Raw genomic sequence first — 17867 nt, forward strand, 5'->3', positions numbered from 1 at the left:
CTGATTCCCTTTAGTCTTCCAATAACTTTCCGAAATACGACACCACCACACGATTTGACCCGCTCAATCCCGATCCGCGCGCGACGATACGAAATACTTTTATGGTCGCTGTCGGTGCAGCCGCGTTATTTCCGCCACGAATTTCTACACTGCCGGCCAGTACCCTTGGATCAGCCTCTCCCAACACTTCCATAAAATATCGGCCTTCAAAATCCTGCTCCCCCATACTGGTCTGTACAGACTGGGAAACACTGTTGCCCCATGTGGCTTCGGCGAAAAGATCGAGAGGCCCGTTGCCCTCGCTGTAACGGCCATTCGTACCGCTACTGACAAAACTCACGAGGTCCGCCGTGGAAGACAGCTGACCGATTTCACGCTCCGCGGCACGGATGGCTGTTTCGGCAACCTGCAGTGCGAGATGCGCGTCGCGGGAAGCCGAAGTCATTCGCTCCTGCAGCATGACGTTTCGCGCACCAACGGTGCCAATGAGGGTGAGGACCAGCAGCACAATCAGACAGACGACCAGCACGGCCCCTCTCTCGTCAGATAATCGAGGATGGATCATCAGCGGCTCCCCCGGTTGCGCAGTTTGGTGAGTGCGCTATAGGTTTTTCTCAGGTTGCCATCGTCCGGCGCGCTCACTTCAGTGGTGGTGCCAAGCGGAATGTAGGCAAACGGTTCCGCACCGACATTTTCATCAGCGGCAATCAATAACTGGAAACGCACTGCCACAATTTCTTCTGCTTCATCTGCCGACGAGGGAGGACCACCCCAGACATCAACGATATCGTCACCACCGCCCGAATCGCGGCCGAAGACGACCTGCAGGTCTTCGACGCCCGGCATAAACTCCACCGCGGTCGCGCCGTTTTCACTGATAAACAAACCGGGATTTCCGGTGACCGTATCTGTGCTGACAAAGTATTCGCGCACATAAGGCCGATAAATGTGCGCCTGTACCCCGTAGTTGGTACTCAGGTTATTGTTCACCGTGAGGATGGGGGGATCTCCAGCAATCGATACCACCGTTGTAATATCGCCGGCGCTACAGCTGGAAACCAACACATATTCGCCGGTCTGTACGCCCGCGCAACTGCCTTCCAGCTGCAACTGGGTGGTATTGACCGTGCTGCTGACGCGTCCTTGCCCTCCACAGGCATCCTCGGCGCCCTGCAGGGTCAGGACATCGGTGTCTTTGGTCACCGTTTTCCCACCAATCACGATGCCGTCGGGCACGTTGTCCTGGCCGTCAATTTTATTCCCGTCGAACATGGTGCCCACATGGTTCTGAGGCGCACCGATAAAGGCCAGGCAGCCGGTAAACGCGGTGCCGCGCAATTCCCGCGATAACAGGTCGCTGGCCATACGACCACTTTCCTGAATGCGCGATATCGCGTCCTGCAGTCGACTGGTCTGCCGGTTGCCATCGAAAATTTGCAGAACGCCGAGTAACAGTATCGACGCGAGCAGGATCGCAATCATCAGCTCAATCAGTGACAGACCAAGCTGACGATTCAGAGTTTTTTTTCCGGAAATTTGCATGGTCAAAGCTCCACGACCAGCTCAAAGGAACGTGCCGCGCTGCCACCGGTGGCGGAGCCATATTCAGCTCCGGTATTCTGCTCAGTCCACTCCACGGTGACCGTTGCGGTTGACGCGATAACAATACCCAGCGAATCAACCGTATGCTCGGTTGCGATACTGCCTTTACCCTCTGGTAAATTCGCCGATAGTGTTTGTGCCCATTCGTACAAATCCATTTCCGCGAGCCGCAGGGTTCCGCAAAATTGCGCGGTGGAGCAGGTCACCGGGTCAGCACCGTCTTTGTCGAGGTCCTCGACGACATAGGCATTGCTTTCTAACGCAATGGGGTTTGCCCGCATGCGCTCGACAATCTCGTAGGCAGCCAGGGAGGCGAAGTAAGTATGATTGGCATTGTTGGCATTTTTGAGACTGAGAATCTGGGTAGCCCCGAGGCCCAATAATCCAACAGACATAATCAGAATGGTGACGAGCACTTCAATGAGCGTTGCACCACGCTGTGAATGTGACATCGCTGTAGCCCTCCATGGCTGCAGAAACAGAATTCGCCGGGTCCACGACATATCCGCGCGCAAGTTGCAAAACATCGCGAACCGTTACAAGAATCGAGCTGGACTGGACGGGGGGTGCCCCCTGAGGACCCCGGAAGAGAGCGCCGGAGATCATGAATGGCTGCCTTCATATCCGTAAAGGCTGCGTTCACCAGTCCTTGGTCAACGCATACATTGATATAAGAAGGGGAGCGGGAAAGCTGTGAGTTTGTACCAATTAGCGCCAGCAGCAGGATAAACGGTAGATTAATACCGACAGGCGGGAATTTTTTGCTGCCATTACACCCAATTACAAATGATTATCGCGCCAAAAATAATAAATTAGGCGACAGGCGTCGCCTAGCGCAACTCTTTCGGTAATGAGAAGCGAATATTTTCCGGACGGCCCTGCATTTCCTGGGGCAGTTCGGCACCCAGAGTTTGCAAGCGTCGAATCACTTCCTGCACCAGCACTTCCGGGGCCGACGCACCCGCGGTGACCCCGATGGCACTTTTACCGTTCAGCCAGGAGGGATCGATATCATCAGCGCGATCAATCAGCTGGGCACTGGCCCCACACCGTTCCGCCAGCTCACGCAGGCGGTTGGAATTGGAGCTGTTAGGACTACCCACCACGAGGACCAGATCACTCTCCAGCGCCAACTGTTTGACCGCATCCTGGCGATTCTGAGTGGCGTAACAAATATCGTCCTTGCGCGGCCCACGAATATGCGGAAATCTCGCACGCAGTGCATCGATCACCCGTGCGGTATCATCCATGGACAGGGTTGTCTGGGTGACAAAACTCAGGTTGTTCTCGTCTTTCACCTGCAGGTTGGCCACATCTTCTTCATCTTCCACCAGATAAATGGCACCGCCCGTGCTGGTGTCATATTGCCCCATGGTCCCCTCGACCTCAGGGTGACCTTCGTGACCAATCAGGATGCACTCGCTGCCTTCCGAACTGAATTTGGAAACCTCAATATGCACTTTGGTCACCAGGGGACAAGTGGCATCGAACACTTTCAGGCCGCGCTCCTGTGCCTCACGCTGTACAGCCTTCGACACCCCGTGTGCACTGAAAATGACAATCACATCATCCGGCACTTCCGATAGCTCATCCACAAAAACGGCGCCGCGCTCCCGCAGGCTCTCCACGACAAATTTGTTGTGGACAACTTCATGGCGCACGTAGATCGGCGCACCAAATACATCGAGGGCCCGATTGACGATATCGATCGCACGATCGACACCAGCACAGAAACCACGCGGGTTAGCGAGACGAATTTCAGTCATCAGTTCACCGAGGCAACTTCAATAATTTTTACGTGGAACAGCAGCGTCTGGCCAGCAAGGGGGTGATTGAAATCGATAGTGACGTCCTCTTCGCCAATTTCACGGACGACGCCTGGCAACTCACCACTGCCATTGTCGAAGGACACCACCAGCCCCGGCTCCAGTTCCATGTCCGGAGCAAAATGATCGCGCCGTACCTTCTGGATATTGGACGGATTCCGCTGACCAAAGCCCGCCTCTGGCGGCATCTCGATCTCCGCTTCGTCACCGGCCTTGAGGCCGAACAGAGCCTTCTCGAACCCCGGCAGCAAGCTGCCATCCCCGACAGAAAAGGATGCAGGCTCCCCTTCAAAGGTACTATCTACTTCCGTGCCATCATCCAGCTTCAGGCTGAAATGCAAAGTCACGCGGCTGTGTTCGCCGATAACGTTATCGCTCATACTTTCTCTACTTCAGAACCCTTGTCACTTTTTTTATCGCCGTCACCTTGTTTGTGCTCGGCAAAAAAGATCAATTCGATGAGTATCATTGCGGCGCCAATACAAATCGCCATATCCGCGACATTGAACACCGGAAAGCTCCAGTTGCCGTAATACACGGAAATAAAATCCCTCACGTAGCCCAGCACCATACGATCCCAGAAGTTGCCCAGGGCTCCCCCCAACAGCAACCCGAGCGCAAAAGGTTCCCACCGTTTACCGGCCTCCACACGCCATATCCAGGGGATCACCAGTCCACAGAAAAAGATCGTTATGACAGCGAACAGCCAAATTTGCCAACCTCCAGCATCCGCCAAAAAGCTAAATGCTGCACCGTAGTTTTCTGCGTAGGTAAATTGCAACAGGCCCGGAATAATTTGCATGGCTGGACCATACATAAACCGATCGACTGCCCATACCTTGGTTGCAATATCTATTGCAACCACAACCAGCGCCAGCCAGTACCAGCGCCAGGGATGACCGGTTAACAAATTGCCCTTAGGCATACAGACGTTCCTCGCCTTCTCCTTCCACGTTCTCTACACAGCGGCCACAGATCTCGGGATGCTCGCTGTGGGCACCCACATCCTCTCGATGGTGCCAGCAACGCGCACATTTCGGGTAATCGACTTTTTGCACCTCGACTTTCAGGCCGTCGAGCTCCGTGTCATGTGCGCCCGCCGCATCGGCAAGACGCAACACAGAGGTAGAGGAGCAAATCAGTACAAAGCGCAGTTCATCCTGCAGGGCAGCCAGTTTTTCCCGCAGCGGATCATCCGCATAGAGAGTGACTGCCGCTTGCAGGGAGCCGCCGATATTGCCGGCATTTCGCTGCTCTTCCAGCACCTTGTTCACCGCAGTTTTGACCTCGGCAATGGCCGCCCAGTAATCCGCGCCCTTGTCCGCATCGGCCTCCAGTTTGGGCAGTGCGTACCACTCCTCAACAAAGACGGTTTCGCCCTTGTCACCGGGAATAAACTGCCACAATTCATCCGCGGTAAAGCTGAGGATCGGCGCTACCCAACGGACGAATGCCTGAATGATATGGTACAGCGCAGTCTGCGCAGAGCGTCTGGCAACACTGTCGGCACGGGTGGTGTACTGGCGGTCCTTGATGATATCCAGATAGAAACCACCCATTTCGACCACACAGAAGTTATGCAGTTTCTGGTAGATCTGGTGGAACTGGTAATCGTCATACGCTGCGATAATTTCATCCTGCAGGCGCGCGGCCTTGTCCAGCGCCCAGCGATCCAGCGCCAGCAGTTCATCCGCCGGCAACAGGTCGGTGGCAGGATCAAAGCCAGCCAGGTTGGACAGGAAGAAGCGCGCGGTGTTGCGCAGGCGGCGATAGGAATCCGCGGTACGCTTGAGAATCTCGTCGGAGACTGCCATCTCGCCACTGAAGTCGGTGGCCGCCACCCACAAACGCAGTACGTCTGCCCCCATCTTGTTGATCACGTCCTGCGGCGCGACGGTGTTGCCGATGGACTTGGACATCTTGCGACCCTCGGCATCGACGGTGAAACCGTGGGTAAGCACTTGCTTGTAGGGCGCACAGTCATTGATGGCGATGGAGGTCTTCAGGGACGACTGGAACCAGCCACGATGCTGATCGGAACCTTCCAGATACAGGTCCGCGGGGAAGCGCAGGTTTTTGCGACGCTCCAGTACCGCGTAATGGGTCACCCCGGAATCGAACCAGACATCCAGGGTGTCGGTGACTTTCTGGTACTGGTCAGCCTCGTCGCCCAGCAGTTCAGCCGGATCCAGATCAAACCAGACATCCATGCCCCCCGCATCGACACGCTCGGCCACTTTTTGCATCAGCGCCGGCGTATCCGGGTGAATCTCCTGGGTCTCTTTATGCACGAACAACACGATGGGCGCACCCCAGGTACGCTGCCGAGAGATACACCAGTCCGGGCTCGCATCCAGCATCGCATCGATACGCGCTTTACCCCAACCCGGAATCCACTGCACGTCATCCGCGGCTTTCTGGGCGTGATCCAGCAAATCGTTCTGCTGCATGCTGATAAACCACTGCGGCGTCGCACGATAAATCAGCGGGGTTTTGGTGCGCCAGCAATGCGGGTAGCTGTGTTCCAGCTTGCCCTCGTGCAGCAATACTTCGCGCTCGCGCAGCAGCTCGACAATTTTCCCATCGACCTTGTACACATGCTCACCGGCAAACAGCGGCACGCTATCGCGGTAAACACCGTTGTCATCGACATAATTCAGGGTTTCGATGCCGTAACGCTTGCCTACCTGAAAATCGTCCGGGCCGTGGTCCGGTGCGGTATGCACACAACCGGTACCCGCATCGGTAGTTACGTGATCACCCAGCACCATCGGCAGCAATTTGTCGTAGAACGGATGGTTCACTTTCAGGTGTTCAAGCGCCGCGCCGCGGATACGGCCAACGACTTCGCCTGACAAGCCGGCGCGCTCCAGCACCGCATCTTTCAATTCTTCTGCCAACAGGATACGTCGGCCATCCAGCTGCACGACGACATATTCCAGCTCGCCATTCACCGAGACCGCCTGACTCGAAGGCAGGGTCCAGGGCGTCGTGGTCCAGATCACCACAGAGAGCGGGCCATCACCGGCGTGACCGCCGGCGGCATCCGCAACCGCCAGCGCGGTTTCATCGGTAACGGGATAGCAAACGTCGATAGAGAAGGAGACCTTGTCCTGGTACTCGACCTCAGTTTCCGCCAGTGCGGAACCACCAACCACACTCCAGTAAACCGGCTTAACGCCGCGGGCGAGATGGCCATTTTCGACGATACGGCCTAGCGCGCGGATGATGTCGCCTTCGAACTGGTAATCCATGGTGCGATAGGGGTTATCCCATTCGCCGAACACCCCGAGACGCAAGAAGTCTTTCTTCTGCCCCTCGACCTGCTTGGCTGCGTAATCGCGACATTTCTGCCGGAAGGTCTTGTGATCAACCTTTACCCCCGCCTTGCCAATTTTTTTCTCGACACGGTTTTCGATCGGCAGACCGTGACAATCCCATCCAGGCACATAGGGGGCATCAAAACCGCTCAGGGTCTTGGCCTTAACAATGATGTCCTTGAGGATCTTGTTAACCGAGTGACCAATGTGAATATCGCCATTGGCGTAGGGCGGGCCATCGTGCAGGATAAACTGCTCGCGCCCGGCACGGGCTGCACGAATCGTTTCGTACAGTTTGCTCTCCTGCCATTTCTTTAGGGTCGCCGGTTCCCGCTGGGGCAGGTTGCCGCGCATGGGAAAACCGGTCTCGGGCAGGTTCAGGGTCGCTTTATAGTCGGTCATCAGTTGTCTACTTCGGTTTCAAGACTCAAAAATTATTCGACAGGCACAGGGCCTCAGGCGTGGTGTTCAAACCAGTCGCGCGCTTCGGCGATATCAGCCGCAATGCGGGCCTTGAGGATGTCCAACGAGGCAAACTTCTCCTCGTCCCTCAATTTATGGCGGAATTCGACTGCCAGCTCGCGGCCGTAAAGGTCAGCAGAGAAGTCCAGCAAATGCACTTCCAGCAGCGGCCGGGCTCCCTCGCCCTCTACGGTGGGACGGAAGCCCACATTGGCCACACCATTCACCTGGGTTCTTGTACCATCGAGCGGACCGCCATCGGTGGCTGTCACGCTCACGGTATAAACCCCGACCAGCGGGGATCGGTAACGATGCAGGCGCACGTTGGCAGTCGGCGCACCAAGCTGTCGCCCCAGAGCACGCCCTCGCGCCACTCTTCCGGTAATCCGGTAAGGCTTGCCCAGCAGTGTCTGCGCCAGGGCAAAATCACTATTCTGCAGGGCTGCACGAATCCGCGTGCTGCTGACCCGGGCCTCCGCTATGGTCAGGGTCGCCGTATCTTCCACGCTGAACCCCGCCTCGGCGCCCATTCGCTGTAACAGGGCGTAGTCACCGGAGCGGTCGCAGCCAAAGCGGAAATCATCCCCGACCACGAGATGCCGGGTGCCCATGCCCTCGACCAGTATCTGCTCAACGAAGTCTTCAGCGCTCAGGGTTCGCAGGTACTGGTTGAATTGCAGGCACAGTACCCGGTCGACACCGGCCTCAAACAGGGCCAGGACCTTCTCTTTGAAGCGCATCAGACGGGCCGGTGCGCGCTCGCCGGAAAAAAACTCATGGGGCTGCGGCTCGAAAATCATGGCCACCGACGGCAAGCCGTGCTCCCGGGCGCGACCGTTCAACTGATCAATGATCGCCTGATGCCCCAGGTGAACACCATCGAACGAGCCAATCGTGGCGACACAGCCACGGTGGCAGGGGTGCAGGTTATGCAGTCCGCGGATCAATTCCCGTTCGCCAGCCAAAATGCTCTTTCCGTGCTCACAAAAACAAGCGCCGCAGTATACCGGATAAGCAGATACCGGTCAGTGGGTGCAAACGCCATCAACGATCCACCGTTGAGCCGCTCTCAGCCAGCCCCCAATCGGAAGTGCCGGGGCCGCATACCACTCGCCAGCAACGTCAGGGCAAAGACACCACTTCCGCTGGCGACCAATACCCCCATCCGCCAGGAGCGTTCCCACCAACTCCAGTCACTCCACCCCGGCCAGAAGTACAGGGCCACCAGTAAACAGGCCACCATCGCCACACAGGCCAGTATCAGGCGGGTCAAAAAGGCGGCCCAGCCCGGCTCCGGCCGGTAGACCCCTTCGCTACGCAGGCCCCGGTACAATAACCAGGCATTGATCGCCGCCTGGGCCGCGGTGGCCAGCGCCAGCCCCATATGGCCCAGCTGCAGGTAGTGGTTGAGGGGGATCACAAACAACAGGCTCAACACCATCTTTGCGGCAATCGCGATCAGGCCAAATCGCACCGGTGTCGCGGTGTTCTGGCGGGCGAAATACCCCGGCGCCAGCACCTTGATCAACATAAAAGACAGCAACCCCAGCGCATAAGCGCGAAGCGACCAGGCCGCCATTTCCATATCCCGGGGCTCCATACGCCCGTACTGGAACAGGGTGGTCAACAGGGGTTCCGCCAGCACCACCAGCGCCAACGCCGCCGGCAGGGAAATCAGCGTCACGCTGCGCAGTGCCCAGTCGAGCGTATGACGAAAGCGCTCGGGATCCCCTCCGCTGTGTTGGCGCGACAAGCTGGGCAGGATGACGGTGGCCACGGCCACACCGAACACCCCCAGTGGCAACTCGGTCAGGCGGTCGGAAAAGTACAGCCATGAGACACTGCCCGAAGGCAGGAACGACGCGAGCACAGTATCGAGTACCAGGCTGATCTGGGTCACCGACACACCAAAAATGGCCGGCGCCATCAATCTCAGGATTTTGCGAACACCAGGATGCTTCCAGTCCCAACGCGGTCGCGGTAACAACCCCTGACGGGCGAGGAATGGCAACTGGAACAGCAGCTGTATAACACCCGCCGCAAACACGCCCCAGGCGAGCGCCATAATCTGGGGGTCGAACCAGTTGGTGGCCCACAGTGCCGCGGCAATCAGCACCAGATTCAGCAACACCGGCGTCAACGCCGGGACCGCAAAGCGATCGAAACTATTGAGAATGGCGCCGGAGAATCCCGCCAGGGAAATGAGCATCAGGTAGGGAAAGGTCACCCGCAACATATCCGTTGCCAGCTCGAACTTCTCCCGCTCGGCGCCATCCCACCACCAGCCAAATGCAAACAACCCGGCCACCAGTGGCGCGCAAACCACCCCAATCAGGGTAAACAGCAGCAGGGCCCCGCCCAACGCGCCGGCCACCCGATCGTTCAGCTCGCGGGCGGCAGCAATACCTCCGTTCTGGCGATACTCGGCCAGAACCGGCACAAAGGCCTGGGCAAAGGCCCCCTCGGCAAACAGTCGGCGAAAGAAATTGGGGATTTTGAACGCGACAAAGAAGGCATCTGCAGCATCGCTGGCGCCAGCGACACGGGCCAGCACCACATCGCGTGCCAACCCCATCACCCGGGAGAGCATGGTGGCACCGCCCACAACGGAACTACCCTGCAGTAGCCGACGCGCCCCGCCATCCCGTTTCTGACCGGCTGGGGTGTCCGCCGTCGGATTTGACTGCTCTAGCGGCGTTTGGTCGGACTGAGAGTCGGGCAAACCGGGCTCCTGAAGACGATGACTGGGCGTGGCTCGCAAGTCTAACGCAATTCTGCCGCCAGGATGCCTGCCCAGAATTGCCAATTTGTTCCTACCTGCGCCGGCTTGGGAAACTATACTCAAAGTGTGATTATGGCGCGCAGCAACGGATTGCCCGCGTTAAGGAGATAACGGATGACCTTCAACGCCTTGATTATCGCTCTTGCGCTGGCATTTGTGCTGTATGTCGCGGTAGTGCTTGGGCCTCGCCCCCCGCGCGTCCGTGTGCGCATTGATGCACCGCGCGACCGGCGCTATCGCCGCCAGCAACGCTGACCCAACTAAGGGTCACACAGCCACAGAGCCATAATTCGCCATAATTGCGCTGGAATCGGCCCGATTGGTGCCACTCCAAGGCCTCCTTGCGGTTTTTTAATAAGCCTCGACCGGGACAGAAAGTCCCGCTGACACCAAGGCAAAGAAAACCGCAAGGAGAAGACTAATGAAGACAACCAAGAAGGTTCTGTTGGCCACCACCCTGGGCGCTCTGATTGCAGGCACCGCGCAGGCCGACCAAGCAGCTGTTCACGGATCGAACGAGTTTCAAGGATCGAAACTAACCCCGGTTAAGCAGGCCACCGTATTCAGCGGTGCCGCCATTGCAGGAGCCGCGGTGGGCGGTCCGGTAGGCTTTATCGCTGGTGCACTCGGCGGAGCCTGGCTGGGCGAACAGATCAAGCAAGCAGAAGAGGCAGATATGCTGGCATCACAATTGACCGAGAGCCGCGCAGAGCTCACCAGCCTGGCACAACAACTGGACGCTACTCGCCTGTCGGCCAACGACGCCAGCCAACTGGCCCTCGAATCCCTCCAGTTCAAAATGCTGTTCACCACTGGTGAGGACGAGCTGCAGGAATCCCAGCTCGAACAGGTAGCCGCACTGGCGGACTTCCTGCAGCGTCACCCGCACCTGGAAATTGAACTGGAAGGTCGCGCAGACCCCCGCGGCACAGACGGCTACAACAATGTCCTGTCCGACCAGCGCGCTCTCAGCGTTCAACGTGCCCTGGAAGCACACGGTATTAACCCGAGCCGGATCAGTCGTCGCGCACTCGGCTCCACCTACTCCCAGGCCACTCGCGGTGATGCTGACGCCTACGCCATGGAGCGCCGGGTAGACATCTTCTTCCGCCCCGCAGAAGCGGTCGCCGGACACTTCTAATTCCCCTATCCCGTTAATCGCACGGCGGCGCCCCAGGCGTCGCCGTGAAATGCCGCACCCCATTTACACCTTCGAGCCGGCACTTGGTGTCGAGCGGCTTTTTCCGGCATGATCTTGGCGAGTACGGCGCCATGCGCGCTGCAATCGTTCAAATCGCCATGACAGACAACAACAGCATGACTGCCACCATTGCCATCGTCGAAGACGAACGCGCGATCGCCGAAAACTACCGCGATGCGTTGCGCCGCACCGGCTACGCGGTGAACCTTTACACCAGCCGTCCAGAGGCACTCGACGCGTTCAGGCAACGCCTGCCGGATCTGGCCGTGATCGATGTCGGCCTCGGTGCCGAAGTAGAAGGCGGGTTCGAACTCTGCCGAGAATTGCGCGCCATGGCGCCGACATTGCCCATCCTGTTTCTGACCGCACGGGATTCCGAGCTCGACATCATCTCCGGACTGCGCCTCGGAGCCGATGATTACCTGACCAAGGACATCTCCCTGCCCCACATGCAGGCACGAATCAATGCCCTGCTGCGCCGGGTCAATGTCCTGCGCGACCAGAGCGATACCGATGACACCTTCACCCAGGGCGACCTGACACTCGACGTTGCGCGCATGCACTGTCACTGGAAGGCACAACCGGTGGACCTGACCGTCACCGAATTCTGGATCGTCCATGCGCTGGCCAAGCGACCCGGCCATGTCAAAAGTCGCGGACAGCTCATGGAGTCCGCGCGCGTGGTGCTCGACGACAACACCATTACCTCCCACGTTAAGAGAATTCGCCGCAAGTTCCAGAGCCTGGACGGTGACTTTGACGCCATTGCCACAGCCTATGGCATGGGCTATCGCTGGCAGGTGTGAGGTCTACGGTCATGGTCAGGGGGTAGAAACAAGGTGAAACTACGCCGCCAGTTGCTGCTCGTCAGTCTGGTTGCCCTGGCCCTGCCATGGGCGGGTTGCCAGTACCTGCGCCAGGTCGACGCCGCGCTGGCCGAAGGGCAGTTGCAAGCCCTGGAGGCCACCGCCCAGGCCGTCGCAGGACGCCTCGCCAGTGCCCCGGAGCTGATCGCGCCGGACACTCTGCGACTCGGTCGCCCGCCAGGGGCGCAGCTATACCTCAATGCTCTTCCACAGGCACCGCGTCTCGACGGCTACGGGGAAGAGTGGCGGCTATGGCAGCTCCCCGCCCGCCGACTGCAGGACGGTGCCGGCGACGACCGTGCCCTGATCACCCTGGGACGCCACCGGGACACGCTGCATGGATTGCTCACTGTCGCTGACGCCACACCCAGCGAGCACGATCCCCGCAGCAATGTAGTCGCCAGCGGCGACGCTATCGAGATCCATACCCGCGCGCGCACCTACACGCTCCCTGTGGCGGCGCAGGGCAACGCCAAAGCCTTCTGGCGCAACCCCCGCACCCGTCGCGATGAGCGGGAGCTGCGCCTGCGCGGGCGCTGGAGTCGCGTCTCCGGCGGCTACCAGCTTGAATTCACCCTGCCTCTGGCACTTACCGCAGGCGACTTCGGTGTGCGTGTTCTGGATCGGTCGACCTCAGGGGACATACTGCACAGCACCTCCAGCCTCGCCAGCGATGGCCTGCCGGGTCGGCTGGTACACCCACTGGCGGGGCTGCAGGAGGAACTCAAACATTTCCAGCGCGACCAGCTGCGCCTGGTGGTGGTCGACAGCGAAGGGTTCATCCTGGCTGATGCCGGTGATACCGAGGCCTTCGCCCAATCGGGCAGCGAGCCTCACTGGCTCAAGAACTGGTTCTATCGGCGCCTGCAAGGCCAGGCAGCAATGCCCCCACAACCACCGTCGCATCAACTCGCCGCTGCCCTGACCGGGCGCGACCCGTCCGGGCGCCACATCGCGCGCAGCTGGTTCAGCGGTCCGCGGGAAACCCGCCTGGGGGCTGTAAGCGCACCAGTGATCACGCGTGTCGATAACATCATCGAGCGCCCGCTGCTCGGTCGTGTAATCGCACTGCAATCGGGCCATGCCGCAACCGCCCTCACCCAATCCGCGGGCTTCCAGCTGTGGCTGGTCTCGGCCGCCGCGGCCGGCACCGCGCTGATCCTGCTACTGGGCTACGCCAGCTGGCTGTCCTGGCGGATCCGGCGCCTGCACCGGGCCGCCCGCAGTGCGGTAGATTCCAGCGGCCGACTGCGCGGCGCCTTTCCGCGCTCCCGCCTCGGAGATGAGCTCGGCGCGCTCAACCACGCATTTGCCAGCCTGCTAGGGGAACTGGATCAATACCACCAGTACCTGCGCACCCTGGCGAGCAAGCTGTCGCATGAATTGCGCACGCCACTGGCCGTCGTGCGCGGATCACTCGACAATCTCACCGCCGGGGACCTGGACGGCGACAGCCGTCGGTTTGCGGAACGTGCACTGGAGGGCAGCAACCGATTGACCGGCATCCTCAACAGCCTGTCGGCGGCGAGCGATCTCGAAGCCAGCATTCGCCGGGCACAGGGCGAGCCGGGTGGGCGCAGCAAGGAGCAGTTTGATCTGGCAGACTTTCTTCATGTGATGTGCGATTGCTACCGCGATGCGCATGCGCAGCACGTCTTCTCGCTCGACTGTCCGCCATCGCCACAGCCTTGCTTCGGCGCCCCGGAACTGTTGGCCCAACTGCTGGACAAACTGGTGGACAACGCGGCGAGCTTCGCACCAGAGGGCAGTGAAATATCACTGACGCTAGTCGCCGACGCTCAATATTATCGGCTATCTGTCAGCAATCACGGCCCCTCTCTGCCCGAGGGCTTCAACAGGAAGCTGTTTGATTCGCTAGTGTCCGTGCGTGCTGACGGTGACCGCGGCGGACACCTTGGCCTGGGACTGCATATTGCCCGGTTAATTGCCGAATTCCATGAGGGGAAACTCTCTGCCAAAGACCGCGCCGATGGCGACGGTGTCACCTTCACACTGGAACTCCCTCGAGCGCGATGAAGGCGTCCGCACAGCGCAGCACAGCCAGAGCGACCGACAAGTCTATCCATAGCGCACAGAACTGCCCGCGAACCAGCAGTTTCCAGTCGGTTGAGCGGTTGACAAACAACCAACTGTGGGGATAATGTCGCGTCCCAATCGGGCCCCGGCCCGTTAGTTACTGATTTTTAGATTCCTACAGGAGCAACCGGTGGCCAACTCACCTCAAGCGAAGAAGCGCGCGCGCCAGAACGACAAGCGCCGCAACCACAACGCTAGCCTGCGCTCCATGGTGCGCACCTACATCAAAAAGGTAGTTGCAGCCATCGATGCAGGTGACGCGGAAAAAGCCAAGACTGCTTACGCAGAAGCAGTACCGGTCATCGACCGTATGGCAGACAAAGGCATTATTCACAAGAATAAGGCCGCCCGTCACAAGAGCCGTCTGAACGCTCAGATCAAGGCCCTGGCTGCCTGATCTCGCGTTGAGTTACGCTTAAAAAAGCCCCGCTAATGCGGGGCTTTTTATTTTTGGGAAGATAGCGGCCCGGTACCGGACTTTACTCCTGAATATTCTCGCCACCATCCTCGAGCTGTTGCGGACGCTGCCAGTAACTGAACTGTGGAGTCCAGTCACCCTCTCCAAGCCCCGCCAGCCCCAGCAAACTCCACATGGCACAGTAGATATCCCCCGGGCCGAAAACGCAGCTGCTCTTGCGATAGAGCTGTTCTCCGTCACGCTCATAAAGTACCGCACCGGGCATGTTCCCCATGCCGGGCATCACCGACTGCTCCTCCAGATAACGCCCGCCACCATGAGAGGCGAGCCGAAAGCGCCAGCCGCGACTGCCGGCAAAACGTTGCTGTTGCGCCGGGGCATCTTTGGACACCAGCACTACCGACATCACCGATTCGAGATGCGGCAATAACCCGTTAAAGCCGTCCGCCCAGAGGGTGCAGTAACGACAGCCCTGCCCCATGTTGTGCACCAGCAACAATCGATCTCGCCCGGCAAAGAGATCCCCAAGGGACACCTGGCCCGTCAGCGTCTCAAAGCGATAGTTTTCCACCGGGGCACCGGCATGCTCACGTCGTAGCTCGCGCAGCTCGACCATCAATTCGCCGATTTGCCGCTCCAATTCCTGAATCCTGTCCATGGACCCCTCCGCTGCTGTCAGGACATCTAGCCTAACCGCAATGATCGGGAAAAAGGGAAAAGGAGCCGCCAGTGGCGCGAATGACACCACCGGCGTAGCTGGCAAGCAGGGGGGGCTAAAGCAGGATCAGGTTGTCGCGATGAATCAGCTCATCATCGTCGCGATACCCGAGCAGTTCGGCAATCCGCTCCGACGGTTGCCCGAGGATCCGCGCCGTCTCACCACTATCGTAATTGACCAGACCACGGGCGATTTCCTCGCCCGCCACATTACGACAGGACACCAGCTCTCCGCGCAGGAAGCGACCATCAACCGCAGAGACCCCGACCGCGAGCAGACTTTTACCCTGCTCCCGCAGCGCCAACTCTGCCCCCGCATCGAGGGTCAAAACGCCACTAACCTGCAGGCGGCCGGCCAGCCAGCGTTTGCGCGCAGTGAGGGGGTCGGCATCCGGCAGCAGTAGGGTACCGAGATCCTCTCCATTGCAGGCGCGCTCGATGACATTGTCGCGCGCACCTCCAGCAATGACCGTCAACGCGCCGGAGCGGGCCGCCAGCTGCGCGGCGCGCACCTTGGTGGTCATACCACCCCGACCGAGCCCACTGCGAGAACCGCCAGCCATTCCCAGCAATCGCGCATCAGAGGCCGCTGCCTCGGCAATCAACTCTGCATCGGGGTTGTCGCGGGGATCCGCAGTAAACAGGCCATCGGCATCGGTCAAAATCAACAGCGCATCCGCTTCAACCAGGTTGGCCACAAGTGCTGCCAGGGTATCGTTATCACCGAAACGAATCTCGTCGGTTACAACGGTATCGTTTTCGTTAATGATGGGTACCGCACCGAGGCCGAGCAGGGTACGCAGGGTACTGCGCGCATTGAGATAACGCGTTCGATTGGAAAGATCGTCGTGATCCAGCAGGATTTGCGCGGTGCGACAGTCGAAGCGACCGAATGCCTGCTCGTAGACCTGCACCAAGTGGCTCTGGCCAATGGCGGCAGCTGCCTGCAGCTGGTGAATGGACTCAGGGCGACGACTCCACCCCAGACGATCCATACCGGCTGCAACGGCGCCGGAAGACACCAGCACCACTTCGATTCCGCGCTCGCGCAGGGCGGCCATCTGCGCCACCCAATTGTCGATCGCTGCGCGGTTTACCCCACGCCCGTTATCCGTCAGCAGCGCACTGCCGATTTTCACTACCCAGCGGCGACAACCCGCCAGTTGATGCCGTGCGTGCACGGTATCCCTCCCTTGGAAAACGCCCCGAAGGGCGGAAAACCGGGCAAAACCTCTGCCCGGTAACAACTCACTGCCGATATTCTATCTCGACATCGTGATCATCGTCGTCCCAATCATCGTCATCGTCCTGCCCTTTGGCACCGCGACGACGCGAACGCTGGGCCTCGCGCAACGCATCAATAAGCTCTCGCGCTTCGCGCTGCATCTGGCGCTGCGCCTCCAGCTCGGCTTCCGCCACAGCGGGATCTGCCTCTTCCTCTTCACGGCGCGCTTCCAGGTAATCCATCAGACGGCCGGATAACACATCCGTCCCTTCACCACGGATCGCCGCGACACGGAACACCGGCCCCTCCCAGCCAAGCGCATCAACCACTTCCTGGCAGCGCTCTTCCAGTTCAGCCGCCGGTACCAGATCGGTTTTGTTCAACACCAGCCAGCGCTCACGTCCCGCCAGGGTAGGGCTGAAGGACTCCAGCTCACGCTCAATGGCGAGCGCATTTTCAACCGCATTGCTGCCATCAAACGGAGCGAGATCCACCAGGTGCAGCAACACTCGACAGCGCGTGAGGTGCTTGAGGAAACGGATACCCAGGCCGGCCCCTTCGGCCGCCCCTTCAATCAGACCCGGAATATCGGCAATGACAAAGCTGCGGTGCTTCTGCACCTGCACCACCCCCAGATTGGGCACCAGGGTTGTGAACGGATAATTGGCCACTTTGGGCTTGGCGGCAGAAACTGCACGAATAAAGGTCGACTTGCCCGCATTGGGCAAACCGAGCATACCCACGTCCGCCAGCACCTTCAGTTCCAGCTTGAGACTGCGCTCCTCCCCGGGGGTGCCATTGGTCGTCTGTCGCGGTGCGCGGTTGGTGCTCGATTTAAAACGGGTATTGCCGAGTCCGTGAAAGCCGCCCTGCGCGACTTTGAGTCGCTCCCCGGCATGGGTCAAATCTCCCAGGGTTTCCTCCGTCTCGACATCGATCACGGTGGTACCAACCGGCACCTTCAAAACCAGGTCTTCACCCTTGGCACCGGTGCAGTTGCGACCACGCCCGGGCTGGCCGCTCTCGGCGGCGTAGCGCGGCTGGTAGCGATAATCCACCAGCGTGTTCAGCGAGTCGTCGGCTAACAGATAGACGGAACCGCCGTCCCCTCCGTCGCCACCGTCGGGACCCCCTTTCTCAACAAACTTCTCCCGGCGGAAGCTCAGGCAGCCATTGCCACCTTTGCCGGCCTGGACGTGAATAGGGGCCTCATCGACAAATTTCATGGTTTCTCCACCGCCTTAGCGGCTTTCTTTCCTTCCTGCAGTGTAATCTGCGGAATTCTTCCTCACAGGCTGCGCCGGGCCGAAACAAATCTGGCGCAATAAAAAAGCCCCGCATTGGCGGGGCT

General features: G+C 59.4%; 17 protein-coding genes. 5 read left to right on the forward strand and 12 right to left on the reverse strand.

Annotation, left to right across the window (positions count from 1 at the left end):
- Positions 1–10: 10 nt before the first annotated feature.
- The 9 genes from ACXAD0_RS17765 to murJ all read right to left on the reverse strand — a co-directional run bounded on the left by ACXAD0_RS17765 (position 11) and on the right by murJ (position 9833).
- Positions 11–565, reverse strand: a complete 555-nt coding sequence (locus ACXAD0_RS17765; protein WP_475090082.1) for a pilus assembly PilX family protein — start codon at positions 563–565, stop codon at positions 11–13.
- Entirely contained in the window at positions 565–1542 is a 978-nt protein-coding gene (locus ACXAD0_RS17770; protein WP_475090083.1) for a PilW family protein, read from the reverse strand. The genes ACXAD0_RS17765 and ACXAD0_RS17770 overlap by 1 nt, the downstream gene beginning before the upstream one ends.
- A 2-nt stretch (positions 1543–1544) precedes the next feature.
- On the reverse strand, positions 1545–2054 hold the full coding sequence (pilV, locus tag ACXAD0_RS17775; protein ID WP_475090084.1) for a type IV pilus modification protein PilV: 510 nt from the start codon (positions 2052–2054) through the stop codon (positions 1545–1547).
- A 378-nt stretch (positions 2055–2432) separates the two neighbouring features.
- Positions 2433–3368, reverse strand: a complete 936-nt coding sequence (ispH, locus tag ACXAD0_RS17780; RefSeq protein WP_475090085.1) for a 4-hydroxy-3-methylbut-2-enyl diphosphate reductase — start codon at positions 3366–3368, stop codon at positions 2433–2435.
- Positions 3368–3808 carry an FKBP-type peptidyl-prolyl cis-trans isomerase gene (fkpB, locus tag ACXAD0_RS17785; RefSeq protein ID WP_475090087.1) on the reverse strand — a complete coding sequence of 147 codons (441 nt, stop codon included), beginning with the start codon at positions 3806–3808 and terminating at the stop codon, positions 3368–3370. Before fkpB ends, ispH begins: the two co-directional genes overlap by 1 nt.
- The gene (gene lspA / locus ACXAD0_RS17790; protein WP_475090088.1) at positions 3805–4353 is read right to left on the reverse strand and encodes a signal peptidase II; all 549 of its coding nucleotides are present in this window, start codon (positions 4351–4353) and stop codon (positions 3805–3807) included. Before lspA ends, fkpB begins: the two co-directional genes overlap by 4 nt.
- Positions 4346–7150 carry an isoleucine--tRNA ligase gene (ileS, locus tag ACXAD0_RS17795; protein WP_475090089.1) on the reverse strand — a complete coding sequence of 935 codons (2805 nt, stop codon included), beginning with the start codon at positions 7148–7150 and terminating at the stop codon, positions 4346–4348. Before ileS ends, lspA begins: the two co-directional genes overlap by 8 nt.
- Before the next feature lie 53 nt (positions 7151–7203).
- Positions 7204–8175 carry a bifunctional riboflavin kinase/FAD synthetase gene (gene ribF, locus ACXAD0_RS17800; RefSeq protein ID WP_475090090.1) on the reverse strand — a complete coding sequence of 324 codons (972 nt, stop codon included), beginning with the start codon at positions 8173–8175 and terminating at the stop codon, positions 7204–7206.
- Positions 8176–8279: 104 nt separating this feature from the next.
- Positions 8280–9833: a murein biosynthesis integral membrane protein MurJ gene (murJ, locus tag ACXAD0_RS17805; RefSeq protein WP_475090420.1), complete on the reverse strand. Its 1554-nt coding sequence runs from the start codon at positions 9831–9833 to the stop codon at positions 8280–8282.
- A gap of 273 nt (positions 9834–10106) precedes the next feature.
- Here murJ and ACXAD0_RS17810 point away from each other — a divergent pair, with 273 nt between their 5' ends.
- From ACXAD0_RS17810 to rpsT, 5 genes are all read left to right on the forward strand, one after another.
- Positions 10107–10247 (forward strand): hypothetical protein, encoded by a 141-nt coding sequence (locus ACXAD0_RS17810; RefSeq protein WP_475090092.1) that lies wholly within the window; start codon positions 10107–10109, stop codon positions 10245–10247.
- A gap of 166 nt (positions 10248–10413) precedes the next feature.
- Positions 10414–11133 carry an OmpA family protein gene (locus ACXAD0_RS17815; protein ID WP_475090094.1) on the forward strand — a complete coding sequence of 240 codons (720 nt, stop codon included), beginning with the start codon at positions 10414–10416 and terminating at the stop codon, positions 11131–11133.
- Positions 11134–11309: 176 nt separating this feature from the next.
- Positions 11310–11999: a proteobacterial dedicated sortase system response regulator gene (gene pdsR / locus ACXAD0_RS17820; RefSeq protein ID WP_475090421.1), complete on the forward strand. Its 690-nt coding sequence runs from the start codon at positions 11310–11312 to the stop codon at positions 11997–11999.
- A gap of 33 nt (positions 12000–12032) precedes the next feature.
- Positions 12033–14096: an ATP-binding protein gene (locus ACXAD0_RS17825; RefSeq protein ID WP_475090095.1), complete on the forward strand. Its 2064-nt coding sequence runs from the start codon at positions 12033–12035 to the stop codon at positions 14094–14096.
- A 190-nt stretch (positions 14097–14286) separates the two neighbouring features.
- The gene (rpsT, locus tag ACXAD0_RS17830; RefSeq protein WP_091517007.1) at positions 14287–14553 is read left to right on the forward strand and encodes a 30S ribosomal protein S20; all 267 of its coding nucleotides are present in this window, start codon (positions 14287–14289) and stop codon (positions 14551–14553) included.
- An 82-nt stretch (positions 14554–14635) separates the two neighbouring features.
- Here rpsT and ACXAD0_RS17835 read toward each other — a convergent pair whose 3' ends face one another.
- The 3 genes from ACXAD0_RS17835 to cgtA form a co-directional block, all read right to left on the reverse strand.
- Positions 14636–15232, reverse strand: coding sequence for a DUF899 family protein (locus ACXAD0_RS17835; protein WP_475090096.1), 597 nt, complete (start codon positions 15230–15232; stop codon positions 14636–14638).
- Between the two features lie 115 nt (positions 15233–15347).
- Positions 15348–16472, reverse strand: a complete 1125-nt coding sequence (gene proB / locus ACXAD0_RS17840; RefSeq protein ID WP_475090097.1) for a glutamate 5-kinase — start codon at positions 16470–16472, stop codon at positions 15348–15350.
- Between the two features lie 67 nt (positions 16473–16539).
- Complete coding sequence (gene cgtA, locus ACXAD0_RS17845; RefSeq protein WP_475090098.1) at positions 16540–17742, reverse strand: Obg family GTPase CgtA; 1203 nt, start codon at positions 17740–17742, stop codon at positions 16540–16542.
- Positions 17743–17867 lie beyond the last annotated feature (125 nt).

The organism is Microbulbifer sp. ABF4_148, assembly GCF_056158985.1.